The 16,901-nt window shown below is 42.2% G+C and carries 15 protein-coding genes; 9 read left to right on the top strand and 6 right to left on the bottom strand.

Features of this window, described 5'->3' with window-relative positions; all coding sequences use genetic code 11:
* Window positions 1–48: 48 nt before the first annotated feature.
* The 4 genes from E2H97_RS01945 to rsmI all read right to left on the bottom strand — a co-directional run bounded on the left by E2H97_RS01945 (window position 49) and on the right by rsmI (window position 5,985).
* Window positions 49–3,171, bottom strand: coding sequence for an efflux RND transporter permease subunit (locus E2H97_RS01945; RefSeq protein WP_133405563.1), 3,123 nt, complete (start codon window positions 3,169–3,171; stop codon window positions 49–51).
* 4 nt (window positions 3,172–3,175) lie between these two features.
* On the bottom strand, window positions 3,176–4,270 hold the full coding sequence (locus tag E2H97_RS01940; RefSeq protein ID WP_133405562.1) for an efflux RND transporter periplasmic adaptor subunit: 1,095 nt from the start codon (window positions 4,268–4,270) through the stop codon (window positions 3,176–3,178).
* A 36-nt stretch (window positions 4,271–4,306) separates the two neighbouring features.
* Complete coding sequence (locus E2H97_RS01935) at window positions 4,307–4,942, bottom strand: TetR/AcrR family transcriptional regulator (protein WP_133405561.1); 636 nt, start codon at window positions 4,940–4,942, stop codon at window positions 4,307–4,309.
* Window positions 4,943–5,142: 200 nt separating this feature from the next.
* Window positions 5,143–5,985, bottom strand: a complete 843-nt coding sequence (gene rsmI / locus E2H97_RS01930; RefSeq protein WP_133405560.1) for a 16S rRNA (cytidine(1402)-2'-O)-methyltransferase — start codon at window positions 5,983–5,985, stop codon at window positions 5,143–5,145.
* A gap of 111 nt (window positions 5,986–6,096) precedes the next feature.
* Here rsmI and E2H97_RS01925 point away from each other — a divergent pair, with 111 nt between their 5' ends.
* The 7 genes from E2H97_RS01925 to E2H97_RS01895 all read left to right on the top strand — a co-directional run bounded on the left by E2H97_RS01925 (window position 6,097) and on the right by E2H97_RS01895 (window position 12,503).
* Window positions 6,097–7,917 carry a penicillin-binding protein activator gene (locus tag E2H97_RS01925; RefSeq protein ID WP_133405559.1) on the top strand — a complete coding sequence of 607 codons (1,821 nt, stop codon included), beginning with the start codon at window positions 6,097–6,099 and terminating at the stop codon, window positions 7,915–7,917.
* Window positions 7,914–8,240 carry a YraN family protein gene (locus E2H97_RS01920; protein ID WP_133405558.1) on the top strand — a complete coding sequence of 109 codons (327 nt, stop codon included), beginning with the start codon at window positions 7,914–7,916 and terminating at the stop codon, window positions 8,238–8,240. The genes E2H97_RS01925 and E2H97_RS01920 overlap by 4 nt, the downstream gene beginning before the upstream one ends.
* Window positions 8,241–8,349: 109 nt before the next feature.
* Window positions 8,350–9,435: a hypothetical protein gene (locus E2H97_RS01915; protein ID WP_133405557.1), complete on the top strand. Its 1,086-nt coding sequence runs from the start codon at window positions 8,350–8,352 to the stop codon at window positions 9,433–9,435.
* A 134-nt stretch (window positions 9,436–9,569) separates the two neighbouring features.
* Window positions 9,570–10,652, top strand: coding sequence for a hypothetical protein (locus tag E2H97_RS01910; RefSeq protein WP_133405556.1), 1,083 nt, complete (start codon window positions 9,570–9,572; stop codon window positions 10,650–10,652).
* Window positions 10,653–10,755: 103 nt separating this feature from the next.
* Window positions 10,756–11,349 (top strand): phosphoheptose isomerase, encoded by a 594-nt coding sequence (locus tag E2H97_RS01905; RefSeq protein WP_133405555.1) that lies wholly within the window; start codon window positions 10,756–10,758, stop codon window positions 11,347–11,349.
* Complete coding sequence (gene dolP / locus E2H97_RS01900) at window positions 11,346–11,912, top strand: division/outer membrane stress-associated lipid-binding lipoprotein (RefSeq protein WP_133405554.1); 567 nt, start codon at window positions 11,346–11,348, stop codon at window positions 11,910–11,912. The genes E2H97_RS01905 and dolP overlap by 4 nt, the downstream gene beginning before the upstream one ends.
* Window positions 11,913–12,152: 240 nt before the next feature.
* A complete protein-coding gene (locus tag E2H97_RS01895; RefSeq protein WP_133405553.1) occupies window positions 12,153–12,503 on the top strand; it encodes a RidA family protein in 351 nt (116 codons plus the stop codon).
* 44 nt (window positions 12,504–12,547) lie between these two features.
* Here E2H97_RS01895 and E2H97_RS01890 read toward each other — a convergent pair whose 3' ends face one another.
* Window positions 12,548–14,572, bottom strand: a complete 2,025-nt coding sequence (locus tag E2H97_RS01890) for a methyl-accepting chemotaxis protein (protein ID WP_133405552.1) — start codon at window positions 14,570–14,572, stop codon at window positions 12,548–12,550.
* A gap of 216 nt (window positions 14,573–14,788) precedes the next feature.
* Here E2H97_RS01890 and E2H97_RS01885 point away from each other — a divergent pair, with 216 nt between their 5' ends.
* Together E2H97_RS01885 and E2H97_RS01880 are read left to right on the top strand one after the other, a co-directional pair.
* Window positions 14,789–14,968 (top strand): cytoplasmic protein, encoded by a 180-nt coding sequence (locus tag E2H97_RS01885; protein ID WP_133405551.1) that lies wholly within the window; start codon window positions 14,789–14,791, stop codon window positions 14,966–14,968.
* Window positions 14,969–15,101: 133 nt separating this feature from the next.
* Entirely contained in the window at window positions 15,102–15,671 is a 570-nt protein-coding gene (locus tag E2H97_RS01880; RefSeq protein ID WP_133405550.1) for a prepilin-type N-terminal cleavage/methylation domain-containing protein, read from the top strand.
* Here the strand turns inward: E2H97_RS01880 and E2H97_RS01875 are convergent.
* On the bottom strand, window positions 15,668–16,891 hold the full coding sequence (locus tag E2H97_RS01875) for a hypothetical protein (RefSeq protein ID WP_133405549.1): 1,224 nt from the start codon (window positions 16,889–16,891) through the stop codon (window positions 15,668–15,670). The two genes, E2H97_RS01880 and E2H97_RS01875, sit on opposite strands and share 4 nt — an antisense overlap.
* Between the last annotated feature and the right edge of the window lie 10 nt (window positions 16,892–16,901).

Below are 16,901 nucleotides of genomic sequence, written 5' to 3'. Positions count from 1 at the left end.
AATTATACCTAAACCATGGACTCTACGCTATGGCTTAGGCATGGAATATCACGCCGTTTTAACAGAGCGACGATTATTCCACCAGCTCGATACATTGGCTCCTAATACCAGCAAGCACGGGGTTAAGAATAAAGTCAGCACGGTTGCGAACGCCAATCCTCCCGCAATGGCGCTGGCAAGCTGTGTCCACCACTGAGTAGATGGCGCACCAAATGCCACTTCACGATTCATAAAGTCAATGTTCATCGACAATACCATTGGGATCAAACCTAATACAGTGGTACCTGCTGTCAGTAGTACAGGACGTAAACGCAACTCACCGGTGATCAAGGCAGCGTGATAAGCCGAATGTCCCTCTTTTCGCATCACATTATAAGTATCAATCAATACAATATTGTTGTTCACCACAATGCCCGCTAACGCAATGATACCAAGGCCAACCATGACCACTCCGAAAGCTTGTTGTGCGACGAGCAAACCAAGCAGCACACCTGCGGTTGAGAAAATAATCGCACTGAGTACCAGCAAACTCTGATAGAAGCTATTAAATTGCATTAATAGGATCATCAACATCGCAAATACGGAAATAAAGAAGGCTTGAGATAAAAATATCCCTGTCTCTTTTTGATCTTCCGAGTCGCCTTTTTCGGTGATACGAATATCGGCTGGGAAGGTCTCGTTTTTCAGCTTGGATTGTAAGGCTTGCAAGCGTTCACTGGCTAAGAAGCCTTCTTCAATATCCGCTTGAATGGTAATAACTCGCTTGGCATCGACACGCTTAATGGTACCTGTTTTAGCAACAGGTTTAAGTTCCACGAAGTTAGATAACGGCACAGAGCCAGACTGAGTTTGAATGCTGAAATTCGATAACTGATCCAAGTTACGTTCGTTTTGCGGAAAGCGGATCATAATATCCACTTCTTCTTCGGCATCATCGGGTCTAAAGTCTGTAACCTTATAACCACGAGTCATCATCTGAATCGCACTACCAATCAGATTGATGTCTGCACCATAACGAGCCGCTGCATGGCGATCAACCGTCACCTGCCAATCGATCCCCGGTAGAGGTCGGTTATCTTCAATGTCGATAAGGCCTTTGGTTTTCTCCATTTCAGCGCGGATCATATCCACCGAATGGTAGATATTTTCTTGGCTAATGCCGCTGACTTGAAGTTGGATCGGTTTCCCCGCACTCGGGCCGTCTTCTTGCTTACGAAACTCCAATTTAACGCCTGCAATATCGGCTGTTTTTTGGCGCATTTCTTCAAGGATTTTCGAGGCTGGACGACGCCATTTCCAATCGATAAATTGGAATTGAACTGTACCCACCACATCTTCAGCTAACTGGTTAGGCGCTTGATTATAAGATTGTGCCGATACTGATTTAAGTTCAGGCATGCCAATCAAACGTTCTTCAACTTGGCGAAGCAGCTTGTCTTTTTCATACACAGATAAATCACCACGAGCATGAACCAATACCTTCGCGCTATCTGGCTCAGTATCTGGGAAGAACTCGGTGCCTAAGCCAAAAGTAAAATAGCTCATGTAGCTGATGATGATCGCCATGATGGTCAAACCAAACACTTTGGTTGGATGACGTAAACCCAAAGCTAAGGTTTTAGAGTACCAACCTTTACCATGCGCTTCTGCTTGCTCGGTATCATCAACTACAGAAACAGACCCATTTTGAGCACTATTCGCAGGTTTACGACTGATAGCCGCACCCAATACAGGTAAAAAGATTAACGCCACGAATAGTGAAGCGATCAAACAAATCATCACAGTGATCGGTAAGAACTTCATAAACTCGCCAACCATTCCCGGCCAGCCAACCAATGGGACAAATACCGCTAATGTTGTCGCTGTTGAGGCAATAATCGGCCAGCTCATTCGCTTGGCCGCCATACCAAAGGCTTGCTTAGGCGTTAAGCCATTGTCGGCATAACGGTTCGCCAATTCGGTCACCACAATAGCACCGTCAACAAGCATGCCCACGACTAAAATCAAACTGAATAAGACAACGATATTGAGGGTATAACCAATCATGTAGATGACGAGAATACCCGCTAAGAATGAAGCCGGAATTGCCATGCCCACCAGCAAAGATGAACGGAAACCCAAAGCTCCAATGATCACAATCATCACCATGATCACTGCACTGATGACGTTATTTTGTAAGTCACCAATCATGGTATTAATTTGCTCAGATTGATCTAAGGTGTAATCCAAGTTTAAAGTGCTTGGCCAAAACCCCTCTTTTTCGGCGACAATCTTTTTCACTTTTGAAATGGTGGCGATGATGTTTTCACCGACGCGCTTTTTCACTTCAAGGTTAATCGAGCTTTGTCCATTTACGCGTGCAAAGCCTTGCGCATCTTTGTAGGTACGACGAATAGAAGCGACATCACCAAACGTCACCACCGTATCGTTTACGGTTTTGATTGGCAGTGCCAACATGTCATCAATATCTTCAACAACACCCGGAACTTTCACCACTAAGCGACCATCACCATTATCAATGGCGCCCGCCGCCACTAACTTATTGTTATTGGCGATACTGCGGATCACTTGTATGAAGTCGATGTTATAGGTTTCCAGTACCAGTGGATCAACAATCACGTCCAATACTTCTTCGCGATCGCCACCGATATCCACTTCTAATACTTCGGGCAAGGCTTCAATATCATCTTTTAAATCGCGTGCGAGTCGCAGCATTTGACGCTCAGGAATAGGGCCTGACAAACTCATGGACAATACCGGAAACAAAGCCACGTTCACTTCGTGAACTTCTGGCTCTTCACCACCTGATGGCAATTTAACTTTAGCTAAATCCACCTTTTCACGCACGTCCAGCAAGGCTTGATCAGAATCGAAACCCGCATCAAACTCCAATGAAACCGAAGCATGACCTTCCGAGGCCACCGATTTCATTTCTTTTACGCCTTCAATACTGCGAAGCTCTTTTTCCATCGGACGCACCAGCAATCGCTCGGCATCTGACGACGAAATCCCTTCATGCACCATAGAAACGTAAATGTTTGGAATGGCAACGTCCGGTTGAGATTCACGAGGAATGGCGATATAAGCCACTGCTCCAGCTAAAATCAAACAAAAAAGCAATAACAAAACGGCGCGGCTTCGATCCAACGCCCAATCAATAATTCGCCCCATCCCGTTATTCCTTTTCCGACGTCACATACTGAGGTTCAACGGTTTGCCCATTGGCAACAAAGCCTTGACCGACAGTGATCAAAGTAACGTGATCGGGTAACCCTGTTACGTATACTCCTGAAATATCAGAACGAACCAGATCGACAAAATACGTTTTCACTTTATTGTCCTTATCAACCCCTTTGATCTGTAGACGACCATCGGTAGCTAAATCCAACATCGAGGCTGGGACTTTTTGGGTCTTGATCGAGCTTAAATCCAACTCGATCTTGGCACTTTGACCAAAGGCTGGTAGCGCTTTTAAATTGGTAACTTTAGCTTCAACTCGATAGGTTCGAGTATGAGGATCGGCAGATTGAGAGATATAGCTGACTTCACCATGCAATTTTCGGCCATTGGTCAGTTCAGCACTCACTGGCAACCCCAGTTTGATCTCCGCAATATCTCGCTGAGGCACTTGAGCCACAATCAGTACATAGCTGTTATCAACTAGGGTACCGATAGGATCACCCACACCAACATAACTACCTGGTTCAGCAGTAAGATCATTTAAAATGCCACTGAACGGCGCTTTAATTTGTGTGTGTTGCAGGTTAAGTTGTAACTGCTTAACGTTAGCTTCTGCACTCGCTAATTGTGCTTGTGCTTGCTTATGTTGGTTGGATGATACCAGCTTCTTTTTTAACAAACGTTCACTGGCTTTTAAATCGGCTTGCTTAACCAGCAAATCGGCTTTTGCGGATTCCAAAGACAGCTTTCTGTTGTTCACTTCGAGTTGAACAATCACTTGCCCTTTTTGAGCTTGCTCACCCTTAAGGATGTTCTTTTTGATCACTTTGCCAGAGACTTCGGCTTTTAATGACACCTGCTTTGGTGCTTCAATTTGACCGCGTAACTTAAGGAGGTTGTTCATTTCATTAGCGGTAAAATCGGCGACTTGCACTTTAAATAGTGACTGCTCTTTTTGCTGTTTTTGATGAGACAGAGCTTGCTCACTACTATCTTGACTGGTCGAAATGGTGCCAGTGGCAATCCAAGTAACAGCACCTAATGCCAGTAAAACCGCAATCGTTACGGAGTTTAACTTTGGTTTGATCATATTTTCCAACTTGTATTAATTTCTACCGTGAAAGCACTAGTGGCTTCTTTTTCCTAAGATCCCAGCCACCATAAACTGACTATTGATCTCTATAAATCGCTCTGGTGTTAACCCTTCAAACGCGGCTATTTCACCATCCCAAATCATTCTTAATGTGCCATGAAAACTGGCATGTAACGCAATGACTAACTCCTCAACCGATTGTCTTGGGATCTCGCCGCTTTTCATACCTGCCTCAAGCAAGTCTTCAAAAAAACATTGATCATGCTTTTCCATGTCTTCGAACGCTTTAGCAACCGTTTCAGGTAGACGCTTCCTCACATCTGCACGATGGCAATAATGCGCAACCTTGGCTCCCACAGGATCATCTAAGCTAATTTGAAATGCCAACCTTAAAATCTGCTCAACCGCCGCTAAACGGTTTTCTTCAGGAATTTTTATCGGCCACTGCTCTCTAAATTGTTCAAAATGAGACAGTGCGATACGCGCATAAATCTCTTCTTTACAAGCAAAGTGTTTGTAAACTGTGCCTTTACCAATTTCGGCTTTATTGGCGATCTGTGCCACCGTAACACTTTGCCAATCAGCCCTTTCAAACAAACTCAAGGCTGCCGACAGAATATCTTCCTCTCTGCGTGCAAACTCTCGTTGTTTTCGTGTTGTCTCTATCATTTTTACGTCCACCAAGAACTCACAGTCATTTTGTGACTCGCGGTCACAAATTAAAACATAAAGAGAGTAGAAGGTAAATTGAACACATGGTTTTTTGTGTTATTTGAGAGGGAATTTGGATATAGAAATTGTAAATAGATGTGAATAAGCTTATCCAATTGAATGTTTTTATTGGATAAGCTTAAAACGAAATTATCGAGTTATAAATCCAGTTCTAATCCAGCTTTATAAAGGGCATTCTTTTTTAAGCCGTAGATTTGCGCAACAATAGCCGCCGCTTTTTTTAATGGTAGCTCTTGGCTTAACAAAGTAAGCGTGTTGATAACTTCAGGTGATAACTCACCGTCTTCTTTTGCCTCAGCACCTTTCACCATCAAAACCATCTCACCTTTCTGCTGATTAGGATCGGATTCCACTTTTTGAATCACTTCAGCAATCGAACCTGATAAAAAGGTTTCAAAGGTCTTGGTGAGCTCTCTGGCCATGACCATAGGTCTATCTTCACCAAAGTGCTGCGCCATAGAATGCAAACTTGGCAAAATACGATGAGGAGATTCGTAAAAGATCAGAGTTCGAGTTGCATCCACCAAGGCGGATAAACGATCACCACGCCCCTTTTCCTTCGCAGGCAAAAAACCCTCAAACGAGAAGCGATCGGAAGGTAGCCCTGAGGCACTCAATGCCGTAATCGCCGCGCAAGCGCCCGGTAAGGGAATGACATCAAACCCAGCTTCACGAACTTGAGAGACTAAGTGGTAACCAGGATCGGAAATGAGCGGTGTACCCGCATCTGATATCAAAGCCACCGACTCACCATTCTCGAGTTTATGAATGATACTCGCCGCTCGGTTACGCTCATTGTGATCATGTACCGCCATAGAACGGGTTTCGATGCCAAAGTGGCTGAGTAACTTACCGCTGTGTCTTGTATCTTCGCAAGCAATCATACTCACTTGCTTAAGCACTTCAATAGCACGAGGGGTAATATCGGCAAGGTTTCCGATGGGTGTTGGCACCACATATAACGCCGCGACGTGATCCATAATATCCTCATTCGTCATTTCAGACTTTCGTCATATATAAGAGCAGGTTAAACTATGTTCATAGCGCTACCCTAATGGGTGGGAATATTATCATAATCAGAGAGTAAATCTGTGTTGAAACTGCAAAATATTCGGGGATATTTCGTCGGGTTATTAACAAGCTTAATTCTGCTTGGATGTAGCTCCTCACCCAACCAATCCATAACGGCTTCCGATCTCGCATTAAATGAAGTTAGATTCTCTGCTGCCGAATATTTAGCAAAAGCCAAACAATTGCGTTCAACCGATCTACAATTACGGGCTCAATTACTGGCGGTTCATGCATTTCTAGATAACAACCAAAGCGACCAAGCCTCAAAAGTGATGCAGAAGATTTCCACTCAACTGACATCGACACCTGAAATCCAAGCTGAATATCGATATTTGCAGTCTTTAATCGCTTATCAAAGACAAGAGTATCAATTTGCTTTAGAAACCTTATCTTATCCAAGTGCTTGGGTTTTACCTCGCTGGCAATGGCGAAATTATTACCAACAGCGTGCGCTACTGCTAGGGCTATTACTAAAACCGATTGATAAATTGAAGTCTTACACTTCTCTTACTCAGTATGTTAGCGAAGATGAAGCACAAACGCTTAATAGTCATATTTGGAAGGCATTAAGTCAATTAACGCAAGAACAACTTGTCACTCTAAAACAACAGCCTTTACCTCAGATGTTTTCTGGTTGGGTTCAACTGGCTTACATTGCTAAATTTTATGGTGCTGATCCCATGCAATTGATCAGTAACCTAAGTCGATGGCAGAAAAACAACCCTCAACACCCTGCGGCAATTGAGCTGCCAAGTGATCTTCAAAAGGCCATCAATACCAAACCTTATCAACCTCAACAAATCGCAGTCCTGCTGCCTTTAACTGGTACTGGCTCTAACTTTGCAGAGGCCATTAAAGCTGGGATCATTAATCGCTACTACAGTGACAGTGATCAAGCCACACTCCAGTTTTACGATACAAGCACAGAGGTTCAGCAAGCTTACCAGCAAGCGATCGCTGATGGAGCTGAGTTTATTATCGGCCCGTTGCTTCCCAAAAATGTGGCTAAACTGCATCAATTGCAAGAAGCAGAAGGGCTGATTGTTCCACAACTGTTTTTAAACCAATTAGCCAAACCAAGTAACGTTGATAACAGTTACTTTTTTTCACTATCTCCGCAGCAAGAGGCTGAAGATGCCGCACTGCGCATGCAACGCAGTGGCATCAAAACCCCACTCGTGTTTGCTACCGATAATAGTATCGGCCGCAATATGGCTTCGGCCTTTAATAATGAGTGGCTCAAACTAACGGGTATTGAAGCTGAAACTCACTTTTATGCTGAAGGCAATAAGATGAAACAAACGGTTCAAACAGCCATGGGAGTTTCAGATAGCCTGAGTCGTATTGCCCAAATAAAGTCCCTGATTGACAAAAAAGTGAAAGCTGACTTTCGGTCTCGACGCGATATCGATGCTATATACATGCTGTCGGGTTCCCGTGACTTACCGTTATTAAAGCCTTTTATCGATGTCAGTTTTAGCGTATTTACTAAACCGGTTCCTCTGTATACCAATAGCCGTAGTCGTCCGAATCTTGGCCACTCTAAGAAGAATCAAGAATATAACGGTATTATCATGAGTGAAGCACCGTGGTTAATGCAAAATACCGCTGAGCACCGCACGATCCATCAATTGTGGCCAACTTGGAGCTATAACCAACAACGTCTCTATACCATGGGTCATGATGCGATGGGGTTGATTGGTCAACTGGCTCAGATGCGTGCTTTTCCCGGGTTTCAATTTAAAGGAGAAAGCGGTACCTTATCTGTGGAAGCCAATGGTGTCGTTCGCCGCCAACTTCAATGGGGGCAATATAAACGAGGAGTGTTATACCCATTATGAACCTTGGCCAGCAAGGAGAGCAGCAAGCTAAAGCCTATTTAATAAAGCATGGATTACGTTTTATAAACGCTAATGTTCGTTACTCATTTGGCGAGCTAGACTTGATAATGCGTGATGGTCAACACTGGGTATTTGTTGAGGTCAAACTGAGAACCAACCCAAATTTTGGTGGTGCGATTAGTGCCATTTCCTCTAAAAAAATGCACCGTATACGTAATGCCGCCAATGCTTATATCCAACACAATCGTATACAAGCCCCCTGTCGATTTGATGTCGTTGCCATTGATAACCAACAAGTACAGTGGATCAAAGGGGCGTTTTAAACTCCTCATTTAATTAAACCTAAATTAAACTCACTTTATAGTCATATTGAAAGCACGTTCGGTTTGCTAACATCTACATTTAGACCTCCGATTTTCACATAAAGATAATATGAGTTTTATCTTAAATTGCACCATCGGAAATAATGAAAAATGCATTTTAAGCATTAATTCTCTATTTTTTACTCCACTAGAAGATGACTCGTTCGAGCTAGCCATTTGTTGTGTTGATGAGTTAACGGGTGTGAAAAAAAACCTCTTTTACAATTGCTCTTACGTTAACGCTTCTTGGTGCCTCTCGACTCAATCTACAGAGCAAGCTCTCACAGACGATTGGTTTAAAGAAGCATTGCATGCTCAACTGCCAACTATGACTTTAAAACGCCCAGATGACATTGAGCAGCATGGGTACGCCATAAAAAGATGGGAAATATTAAAACAGGAAGATATTCAAGCACATCAGATTTTAATAGAACCCTTTAATCGTGATTTAATACATCAAGTTGCAAAAGCGCTTTTATCCATAATAGAAGCTCAGCCCGCATTAATGGATGAAGAATTCGCGAGTTTTGTATACGAAAGAATTCGTTCAAAAAGCGATCGATACCCTACTCCCCATGATTTTAAACGAGATGAAGATATTTCATATAGGGAATATTTAATCTATTACCTTCATACTCAAATAGACAGCAGCGAGGTAGACAGTCACATCAAACTGATGTGCCTAATATGGCTGATGCCTTCAACCATGTTATCTAGAACAGATGATGCTAAATCACAAGCGCTATTAGACACTTATCACTGTCAAGTTGTCACTAAAAGGGAGCATATCCATGACGATGCCAAAACAACATCTTCAGGCGGCTTCGGAAATACCCAGATGCACTTTGAGCAACAGCTATTTAAGAATATAAAAGAACATTGCCACTACGCTGATGAATGTCGATACCCTGAGCATCCACAAACGCCTTATGTATGTAAACTCATTGAAGCTGGTTTACCTTATGTTTCTGGTGTATCAGGCATGGCAAATTCATTCAGCGCTATTTTTCCTCTTTTGAATATTAGAATAAATTCAGAGCAAGGAAAAAAACTACAAGAAATCATTAAAGCTTTCATAGTAGGCGGAGCAATGCACTCGATGATTGAAGTTGAACACAGTTTTGCTATTTCAGAGCAATTATTTAATGACTGGTGATAACTCATAAGTTGCCCCTGATAAGCACGGTTATAACGAGGGTAAATAAACCCTAAATTAAACTGGCTTCATTACTCAGCTTTCCGATTGCGCTTTTGTTAGTATTCACTTACCAACTAAATTTTCGTTACCCTATGAATTTTATCGTAAACGCGACTATCAATAATGATGTGCAAACTATCTTCAGCATTAACTCATTATTTTACGTTCCAGAGCCAGAAGAAGCATTTCGCCTTACCGTTTGTTGCACAGATTGCGTAACTCAACAAAAAAGTCTACGTTACTACGCTTGCTCTAAAACAAAAGACGCATGGACAGCAGTGAGCGATTCAGTTAATGAAATACTGACAGATGATTGGTTTCAACCTGCTCTCCTCTCTCAACTCGATACTATGACACACAAAACTTCTGATGATTTATCCATGAGTGAGTATCCTGTTAAACGATGGGAGCGTTTAAAACAAGAAGATGATTGGGCTTATCAAGTACTGACCTCTGAGGAACACCGAGAAACGGTGCTAAAAGTTACGACTGAGCTGTTAAAAGAAATTCAATCCAAACCAGAGCTATATCCTGATGACTGCTTTTCTGAATTATGTGATGCCATTTATTGTAAGCGTGATGCTTATCCAGCTCCTGTAGATTTCAATCATTGTGGGGCCTCCTCCGATAAAGACTACTTGATTGAGTACCTAACGACACAAGTAACAAGTTCTGAAAGAGACAATCACATAAAGCTACTGTGTATTTTATGGAAATTGCCACATGCCCTACTCGAGCATCAACAACCCTTTTTACTTGCACAACTCAATAATGTTTATAAGCAGGACATAGCATTCACAAGAGAGCATTCGGTAAAAAAAACAGTAAAAACAAACCCCGATCTTTTTGGAAATACTCAGGTAAATTATCAACAAAAATTATTCGTGAATACTTCATCTCATCGTCATGATGCCGTCGAATATCAACATTATCCGTCACCTCAAAACCCGTATGTATGCCAGCTTATTGAATCTGGACAGCCTTATGTTTCAGGTGCTTCAGGGATGACTAATTCATTTTCGGCTATTTTTCCCTTGCTAAAAATACCAATGAGCAGCGAACAAGGAAAAGAATTACAACAAATCATGACCGCCTTTATTGTTGGGGCAGCGCAACATTCCGTCATAGAAGTGGAACACAGTTTTGCTTTAAGCGAGTGCTGTTTAGGGTGGTAAATAACGTGTCAACGGACAGAAGCTTCATCATCAAAAATCTTTACTTTTGACCTGATTAAGATTGTGGCAAACTAGCCGCAGTTTCGTATTTTAGGGTATATCCATGCTAGATCGTATTAAAGACAGTTTTACCGAATCCATTCAAACCAAAATTGATGCCGCAGAAGCAATGCCAGAGTCGATAGAGCAAGCCGCACAGATGATGGTGAACTGCCTATTAAACGGCAACAAAATCTTAGCTTGTGGTAATGGTGGCAGCGCTGGAGATGCACAACACTTTTCAGCCGAACTACTCAATCGTTATGAAATCGAGCGCCCACCACTGCCCGCGATTGCTCTAACAACCGACTCTTCTACGTTAACGGCCATCGCTAATGACTATAGCTACGATGAAGTGTTCTCAAAACAAATCTTAGCACTTGGACAACCTGGTGATATCTTGCTGGCAATTTCAACCAGCGGTAATTCTGGTAACGTCATCAAAGCCATGGAAGCTGCATTAAGTCGAGACATGACCATTGTGGCTTTGACAGGCAAAGACGGTGGAGCAATGGCAGGGTTAATGGGACCAAATGACGTAGAAGTTCGCGTTCCATCTAACATTACAGCACGCATTCAAGAAGTTCACTTACTCGTCATCCACTGCTTATGTGACAATATTGATAAAACCCTATTCCCACAGGACGAACAAGCATGAAAAAACTGATTGCCTTATTGTTAACCTGTTTTATGCTCCAAGGTTGTGCCGGTTTAATTATTGCGGGTGCAGCAGGCGGAGCTGTTGCACTCAACGATAAGCGTAGTCTAGGTACTCAGCTTGATGATACTGATGCCGATTTTAAAATCATGGCTGAATTAGCTAAGCAACAAGACATCAAAAATCAAACACACATTCGTGCGATTACCGTTAATCGTAAAGTGTTAGTGATTGGTCAAGCGCCAAATACCATGTTGCGTGATAAGGCTATCAATACCATCAAGGGAATGAATATTGCCGATAAAGTTTATGATCAGATAAGAATAAGCTCACCAACGGGCTTTACGACTCGAACCAGTGACACTTGGATCACGACTAAGGTTAAAGGCAGAATGCTAAACCAGAAAGGGTTAGATATCACTCGTATCAAGGTGATCACCGAAAATGGCGAAGTGTTTCTGATGGGGGTCATCAACTCAAAGCAAGCTGATTTAGCCGTTAACGTTGCCCGCCATACCACAGGTGTGAGAAAAGTGATTAAGGTATTTGATTATACCAAATAGTTGGGATTAAACTCTCTTTCACCTTATCAAGCGTCCACTTTCTTTATTGGGCGCTTTTGTTTTCTCCAGAGGCCGTATATGGTCTCTAAGCTTCTTTCCCTTAATTTTTTCTCATAAATTAACCACGCACAATTTGTATGACATATAAGAATATAAGTTTTTAAGGTAGGGGTTTTCTTGTTACCATACTCGATCTTCTGATGAATACTTATTCTAAATTACAACCAAGGAACAGCTGTAATGTCCATAGAAAGACTTGAAACAAAGCAACGTATGAGCCGTATCGTTAAGCATAATGGCACGATCTATTTATGTGGTCAGGTATGTGCAGACGCCACTAAAGGGATCACCGAACAAACTCAAACTATGCTAGACAAAGTAGATGCGTTGCTAGAGCAAGCTGGCAGCGACCGTGAGCATATCCTTTCTGCCACCATTTATATCAAAGACATGCAATACTTCGCTGATATGAACGCAGTTTGGGATGCATGGGTACCTGAAGGTCATGCTCCCGCAAGAGCTTGTGTGACCGCTAATATGGCACGTGAAGAGCTATTGGTTGAAATTTCAGTGATTGCTGCTGAAAAGTAATTTTTCTCTATTTAAAAGGCTGCAATCGCAGCCTTTTTCATTGTTTATTTAAAGTAGCTGACTTTCTCAGACAACTGATTAGATAGTTGATTTAGCTCCTGTGAGCTTTGTGCTGTGTCTTGTGCAGCCGCGTAATTATTTTGGTTTAAAATCGTCACTTCATTAGCACTAGAAGCAATTTCGGTACTGACTTGAGCCTGCTGCTCAGAGGTCGCTGCAATTTCTTGTGCCATTTGTTCAATATTTGCGATTTGTGTGGCAATACCAGAAAGTGCACCACCAGTTTCTTCAGCTTGCTTATCGACTTCTACACCATAGTCACTACTGAGCTTCATGAGCTTCACCGCAGTTTGGGTACTGTTTTGTAACTGACTAATAATGCCTACCACTTCTTTGACTGACTGTTGAGTTCTTGCAGCAAGGCTTCTTACCTCATCCGCAACAACAGCAAAGCCTCGGCCTTGTTCACCTGCTCTAGCCGCTTCAATCGCAGCATTTAACGCTAGCAGGTTGGTTTGTTCAGCAATTTCATCAATCATTTTGGTAACGCTTTGAATATTATTGCTTTCTACCTCAACAGTTTGAATGGCTTCAGAGGATGATTGAATTTGTTCTGAAAGCGATGCCACTTTCACTTGCATATTCTCAACTACTTTCGTTCCGGCAATCGCATCATCATTCGCTTCTCGTACACTAACGGCTATATGTTCCACCTGCTCGGCCACACTTTGCGCAGACGCAGCCATTTCTTCCGTTGCCGTCGCAATATGTTCAATTTGGGATTGCAGCGATTCAGCAGAGAGTAAGCTCCCCTCAGCATTGCCTTTTGCTTGCCCCGCTTGAGTGGCCAGAGAAGTACTGATGTCTTTGATATCTGTCGTCAACTCATATAAACGGCCAGCCATATTGCCGACAACAGCTGTCAACTGAGACATTTCATTGTTTGATGTTACATCACCACCCTCAACCTCTAAGCTAACTTCACCGTCACCTAAGCGTTTCATGTAACCATGATTTTTCGCCATGGGTGCCAACAGTTTTTTCATGACTAGATACAAAATAACAATCACGGTACCGCAGACAACAACCGCGATACTAAGGATGATTTTAAGTAGGTAATGACTGCCTTGGGTAATTTCTGAAACCTTGGTTCCTCCACCAATCACCCAATTCCAGCCCGGTACAAACGACGTAACTAAGTATTTGCTCTGAATATCCTTAGCCATTTGATCTTTATAAAAGGTTACTTCACCAACATTATCCATCAAGTTTTCAAAGGGGCGAGTACCGTCTGGGCTATAGATTTGCTGAACATTTTTACCAATAAAATTCGTATTCGGATGCAATAAATACATGCCAGAATCTTTGCTGTCGGCACTGATCACAAAACTTTCGCCACCTTTGCCCCACTTCACTTCTACAATGGCGTTAAAAATGGATTCCGTAGCCTTTTGTAACGGGATAGCCGCAAAAGCAAGCGCATAAATCCGCCCATTACTAAGTAGCGGGCGATAATAGGCCAAATAGTTTTGACCAAATAACTTGACCATCGACGAATATGATTGGCCAGCCATGAGTTTGTTGTAACCAGGATGTGACTTCCCTAAATAACTGCCTACAACTCTTTCACCATTGGGGTTCTTTAAAGTGGTGATCACCCGAATGAAATCATCACCATCACGCAAAAATATTGTCGCATCGGCTTCGGTGTCTTTTTTAAAACGATCAATGATCGGCGTCAAATTGGAAAGCGGCTTGCCCTCATGCTCAACACGCTCCAATGTTTTATCATTTAAGTGATCAACTCCAACGGCAGGCTCGAGTCCAAACAAATAACCATTAATCAACGCCCCTTCAAGGTGTTCAGCAGAAAGTAAAAATGCTTGATATTCTTCGCTAAGCGCTTTAGCCAAGGTATCAATTTTACTTTGATGATCATTTAATGTTTGCTCTAAATATAGCGTTTTAGCTTGCCTATATATCAAGGTAGCGGTACTCGCAAATGCTAAGACGATTAATATGGTAATAAGCGATAAAATTTGAAACGAAATGCTTTTATTTCTAAACATACTGACTGCGACCCCAACTAGACTTTTTATTCTATTTTGGGGCGGAATTCTATATGAGTTATTTATTCAAGACTTTGTGCGATATCTCACTTTTTATTAATAAATAGCCTTATTTATTTTTGGCATTTTGAAAATTAATTATCCACTAAAAAATCCCTAAAGCGATGATAATTAGAGCCGATATTATAGTAAATCGATGTAACAAGAGAGTGATGTATGGATATCAGCGGTTCAAATGTTCAGTCAGCAGCAAACCAACAAACCACCAATGTTAAAGTGATGCAAATGGCCAAGCAGCAACAAAAAGCTGAAGGCGAAACAGCCATGCAACTCATTGCCAGCTCAGCACCTAAGGCTGTTGGAAATGCGGGACATATTATTAATACCAAGGCTTAATAAATCTTCAATTTGATTTACCCAAAGAAGCTATCCTGAGTACGTTTCTATTCCAGAATATGGCTCAGGATTCTTTTCTTAAACCTATATTTATCATACAATTCAATCCTATTCATGTTATTGGAATGTATGAATGCGTCATTCTGGTTTTACTCTTATCGAACTAGTGATAACCATTATCATTATTGGATTAATAAGTGTCATCGCCATCCCCAAATTCATCTCTTTTAGTGATGAAGCCAATCTAGCTACTGCTCAGTATACCTTCAAACAATTTGAGCAAAGCGCTAAATTATTTCACTCCAAATGTGTTGCATCGGGCTGGTTAGGTTTGGCTTATCGTGGAGGTAGTGGTGCCAGCAATCGATTTGAAGCAGCCATCAGAGCAGCAGGATTACATAACCGCCCAAGTGGTTCTGGAAGCTGCTATCCTGAATCAACAATTAGAGATGGTAACTTCAGTAATGGGCGAGATTGCGCATATACAATGAGAAGCTTGTTGAATACAGATATGACAATAACTCGTATAGAATCTGATAATGCTAACTCACCTGAAACGACTATTGTTGCTAAAGCTGAAAGCAATCAACATATTTGCACCTTTTATTATCAGAAAGGTTTTAAAGAACGTACCAGATCAAAAATGCCTTTGATGATCTACAATGCCGCCAAAGGCACATTTACCTACGAGAACTTTAATTAGAAAAAATATCGAGTCGCCAACTGCCACTGTCTTTCGATAAGGTGTTTAGGTAAACCAATACTGGTTCGAGCTTGCCGCTCACTGTCAATCCAGTTGAATTCGGTATGGATAAACCAGCCTCTCTGAATACGATAACGATAAGATAGGGTTAGTGAGCGCCCAGACTCATTATTATTATCCACCGCAACTTTGTCATTGTCGGTCACTGAAAAATGCTCAATCCGCCCACTCAACGTATGTTGGTTCCAGCGACGACTTAGTAGCAGATTAGCACTTTGATAGTCGTTATTGACGGCATCAAACCCTTTAGGATCCATCATTAGAGTATCGCCTTTCATATACTGTGCAATCATTTCTATTCGAGCTGGCAATCGCCACTTTACCCCAAGGTGATGAAAACGAGTACGCCAAGCGTATTGACCATTTTTAACTATCTTAGTGTTGGCATTATTATCGTAATAGCCAGCCAGAAGTCGCCCTTTGCCACGCCATGACCACTGCGCTGAAATATGAGTACCCAGACGGTTATCCAACTCTAAAAATGGGTCGGATTGTTTCGCCTGTCCGCTTAACGCTCCCTTAAATTGTGGAAGCTTTGGAACGGGAATCGTTTCATGCCATAGTGTTTGTCGTGAACTTTGTGTCCAGCCATGCCATGCCAGCAAAGCGCCTGTAGTATCGTTATTGGCAAACGCTTCAATATTTAATGAAAAACTATGGGGAGATTGATGAAACTTACCTAAACGAGTAATACCAATTCTCATGCCAGCATGGCGGACTTCCTCAGCAAGCCAAGCATTAATGGCGGAGTAATTTAAGGTGTAAGGCGATGCCCAAGCCGTCGCTAAATTTTCTAAGGTGATATTGGGATACATGATCCCCGCTTGCGCCTCAACACGATAGCCATTTTCACTGGGTAGACCACGATATTTAACAATGGCCTCAGTAATACCGATACCATTATCAACATTATCCCAATAACCATTAGCCACAACTTTAGTCGACCAATGATCATTGAGCTGAAGGTGATGACTAAGACCAACTTGAGATAAGGCTAACTGAGTTCCATTATTGGCTCTAAACTTACCCAAGCCACCTTCAAGATAACTTTGTGTGCTATCCGTATTGGCAACGGAAACATCGATGATCCCAGACCATTTTTGTTCAACAGCTACAGCTGACGTCGACAAACACAATAAGCCAATAACAACTAACTTCATGTTATCCCTT

Origin of the sequence: Parashewanella tropica, assembly GCF_004358445.1 — a bacterium.
Lineage (GTDB): Bacteria > Pseudomonadota > Gammaproteobacteria > Enterobacterales > Shewanellaceae > Parashewanella > Parashewanella tropica.
Note: the sequence above shows the minus strand (reverse complement) of the source record. Positions and strands in the feature narration are given on the sequence as shown.